This is a genomic window from Agromyces sp. P1_H4 (assembly GCF_056405255.1).
This window is the reverse complement of record NZ_JBFUCL010000386.1, coordinates 1-3,294: the sequence shown is the minus strand read 5'-3', so window position 1 is coordinate 3,294 and position 3,294 is coordinate 1. Positions and strand designations below refer to the sequence as shown.

Below are 3,294 nucleotides of genomic sequence, written 5' to 3'. Positions count from 1 at the left end.
GACTCGGGCACGGCGAGCAGCACGAGCTCGCTGCGCTCGACGATGTCGGGGATGGGCAGCACGGGGACGCCCGGCAGCATGACCGCGGCTCGCTCGCGGCTCGGCGTCGAGACCGCCGCGATGCCGGTGAGCGCGTGCCCCGCGTTGGCCAGGGCGGACGCGAGCACGGCGCCCACCCGCCCCGCGCCGATCGTGCCGACGCCGAGCCGGCCCGCGCGCTCAGCCGGCATCGGTGGACTCCCCGGTGATCGTGGGCGCGCCCCAGTGGTGCGACGTGTCGCTCGCGGCCCGTTCCACGGCCTCGTCGGCGAGCCGCTGGAAGAGGCGATCGGCCTCGTCGCGCTCGGCGTCGGGCAGGTTCGGCACGACCGGGCCGGCGACCGTGTGGATGCGCACGGAGGCGAGCCGCAGCATCCGCTGCACCGGACCGACGCTCACGGCGACCGACTGCATGCGGGCGAGCGGCACGAACGCGAGGCTGCGCAGCAGCCAGCCCCGGCGGATGAGCACGACGCCGTCGCCCGCCGCCCACCCGATGCGGCGCCAGGAGAACGGACGCAGCCAGGCGGCCCGGCGCGGYGTGCGCGAGAATCCCCCGCCGCCGTCGCGGCCGGTGAGGCCCGCGTCGACGAGCGGATCGACCGCCGCCGCCGAGTCGGGCAGCAGCAGCCCGAGAACCCGGTGCACGTCGGCGACCGTGCCGACGGGGAGCACGAGGGTGCGCTGCGCGGCATCGTTGCCGGCACTGACCGACTGGCCCGCCACGTTGATGCGAATCGTCCACCASCCGAATGCGCGCCAGAGGATCCACTGGTTCGCCTCGATCGCGTGGATGCGCCCCGGCGGGATGGTCTGGTTGCCGGTCGAGAGCAGGCCGTGGCCGATGCGCACCCCGTCGGGCGTGCCGGCGATCGAGTAGCGCAGCGACTTCGTGATGCGCGACCAGACGTAGCTCACGAGGCCGATCGCGGCGGGCACGAACGAGAACAGCACCCACAGCTGCCCCGTGGTGACGCCCACCACGATGATCGCGACGAGGATGACCGCCCACGCCGTCGAGCCGCCGAGGAGCGTGGAGCCGATGACCCGGCCCAGGGGCAGGTGCACCACCGACTCGGGGGGCGCGAGCGACGGGTCGAGCTCGGGCGCGAGGAACTCGTCGACCCGCTGGCCGAGCACTGCGGAGACGTTGGCGCGCTGCTGGGTGCCGGGTGCAGGGTTCGGCGAGTCGGGAAGCGTCGTGCCCGCGGCATCCGCAGCCTGCGACGCCCGCTCGGCGCGCGCGCCCGACGCGAGCCGGAGCACGTCGGCGCGCAGTCCGTCGGCGAGGGCCGACCCGAGGTAGGAGAGCTGGACGTTGGCCGACTGCCCCGCGACGGAGACCTCGAGCTTGGCCGTGCCGAACAGGCGCGCGAAGAGCGGACGCGTGACGTTGATGCCCTGGATGCGGTCGAGCCGGGCGCTCCGATGCGAGCGGAACAGGATGCCGCTGCGCACCTCCACCGCCTCGTTCGTGATGCGGAACGTGTGCATGCGCCACGACAGCCAGAACCCGATGATCACCGCGACGATGACGAGGGCGACGGCGAKGATGGCCCAGCCGACGAGCCCGTTCGTGACGATGCCGCCGATCGGGTCGTTCGCCCAGTCGCCCTGCCACTGCTCGTACTGCACGTCGAAGCCGTCGTCGAGGTCGGGTGCGAAGAGCACGAGGAACATGTCGACGACGCGCTCGCGGAGGTTGGCGATGATGAAGCCGAGCACGGCGATGAACACGAGGCCGCCACGCAGGAGCGGGCTCGCCGGATGCAGCCGGTGCCACTCGCCGTCGGCGAGGTTCGTGACCGGCGGATGCCGGACCGGTGCGGTCACAGCCCCGCCCGACGGGTCTCGGCGAGCGCGACGAGCTGGTCGCGCAGCCGATCGGCCTCCTCCATCGGAAGGCCCGGCACGGTCACGGCGGTCGATGCGGCGGCCGTCACGAACTTGAGGTCGGCGAGGCCGAGCGCGCGCGCTACTGGGCCGCGGGTGATGTCGACGAGCTGCATGCGGCCGTAGGGCACGGCGACCTGCCGCTGGAACATGATGCCGCGCCGGAAGAGGAGGTCGTCTTCCCGCAGGCGGTAGCCGATGGACCGCACGCGCCGCGGCTCGAACGCGATGCCCACGAGCGACGCGACGCCGATGACGATGGCGGCCCAGAGCGCCCACCACTGGCCCCAGAGCAGGTAGGCGATGGTGAAGGCGCCGACGAACACGACCATGCCGATGAGCGACCCGACCACCTCGACGACGATGTACTTCGGCGAGACGCGCAGCCAGCCGGTGTCACCGGGTGCCGCGGGCTCGACCGCCGGCGGCTCGCCGGCGTGGGCGTCGCGGATCTCAGGCATGCACGTGCCCTTCCTTCTCGGTCTCGGGCTCGTCGGGCGGGAGGGTGCAGAACGCCTCGGCGACGAGGCCCCCGGCGAGCAGGAGCCCGGCCCCGATCGCGGTGGCGAACGCGATCCAGACCGTCTCGGGTGAGGGCACCACGCTGCGCGTGAGGAGGAACACCGTGATGCCGAGGCCGAACCCGAACACGAGCGATCCGCTCAGGCTGCACGCCTTCGCGAGCACGGCCGTGCGCATCGCCCGGAACGGGTCGAGGTGCTTGGTGGCCTTGCCCTTGACGGCCCGGCGCACCGGCCACGCGAACGCCACGACGAGCACGCCGACGCCCGTGAGGGTGATCGGCAGCGACAGGGGCGGCACGATGGCGCTCGCCCCGGCGGAGACGATGGCGAGATCGATCAGGTAGCCCGCGACGATGCCGGCGAGCACGAACGCGACGATCGTGGACGCGTGGGTGCGCTTCATCGGCGCACCACCTCGTCGCGGGCGTCGCGGCGCAGCACGGCGACCGGCCCGCGGCCGGGCAGCACGGCGTCGGGGTCGACGTCGAGCCACGGCTGCAGCACGAACGCGCGCTCCCAGGCGCGCGGGTGCGGCAACGTGAGCCGCTCGCTCGCGAGCTCGATGCCGTCGACGTCGATGAGGTCGAGGTCGAGGGTGCGATCGCCCCAGTGCGTCGTGCGCACGCGGCCGTGCTGGGTCTCGATGGCCTGCAGGAGGTCGAGCAGGTCGAGCGGCGCGAGCACCGTGTCGATCACGAGCACGCCGTTGAGGTAGCCCGGCGCGTCGGCGTCGACGCCCGCGTCGGTGATGGCAGCCGTCTCGTACACGGGCGAGACCGCGACGAGCTCGACGCCCGGCGACTCGGCGAGGGCGCGCGTCGCGGACGCGATCGTGGCC

At 73.4% G+C, this 3,294-nt stretch carries 5 protein-coding genes; all 5 read right to left on the bottom strand.

All coding sequences use genetic code 11. From position 1 onward, the window contains the following. Nucleotides 1-230: NAD(P)-binding domain-containing protein (locus tag AC1DY2_RS17580; protein WP_476763587.1), on the bottom strand; the 230-nt coding region annotated here is incomplete at its 3' end. Further along, complete coding sequence (locus AC1DY2_RS17575) at nucleotides 220-1,872, bottom strand: PH domain-containing protein (RefSeq protein ID WP_476763586.1); 1,653 nt, start codon at nucleotides 1,870-1,872, stop codon at nucleotides 220-222. The genes AC1DY2_RS17580 and AC1DY2_RS17575, both read right to left, overlap by 11 nt. Next, a complete protein-coding gene (locus AC1DY2_RS17570; RefSeq protein WP_476763585.1) occupies nucleotides 1,869-2,393 on the bottom strand; it encodes a PH domain-containing protein in 525 nt (174 codons plus the stop codon). Before AC1DY2_RS17570 ends, AC1DY2_RS17575 begins: the two co-directional genes overlap by 4 nt. Further along, on the bottom strand, nucleotides 2,386-2,859 hold the full coding sequence (locus AC1DY2_RS17565; protein ID WP_476763584.1) for a DUF3180 domain-containing protein: 474 nt from the start codon (nucleotides 2,857-2,859) through the stop codon (nucleotides 2,386-2,388). The genes AC1DY2_RS17570 and AC1DY2_RS17565 overlap by 8 nt, the downstream gene beginning before the upstream one ends. Then, nucleotides 2,856-3,294, bottom strand: a 439-nt coding sequence (gene folK / locus AC1DY2_RS17560; protein WP_476763583.1) for a 2-amino-4-hydroxy-6-hydroxymethyldihydropteridine diphosphokinase, incomplete at its 5' end; no start/stop codon positions are given. The genes AC1DY2_RS17565 and folK, both read right to left, overlap by 4 nt.

Coding starts and splice junctions, on each gene's coding strand:
- AC1DY2_RS17570 (WP_476763585.1), bottom strand. CDS start 2,393: ATGCCTGAGATCCGCGACGCCCACGCCGGCGAGCCGCCGGCGGTCGAG.
- AC1DY2_RS17565 (WP_476763584.1), bottom strand. CDS start 2,859: ATGAAGCGCACCCACGCGTCCACGATCGTCGCGTTCGTGCTCGCCGGC.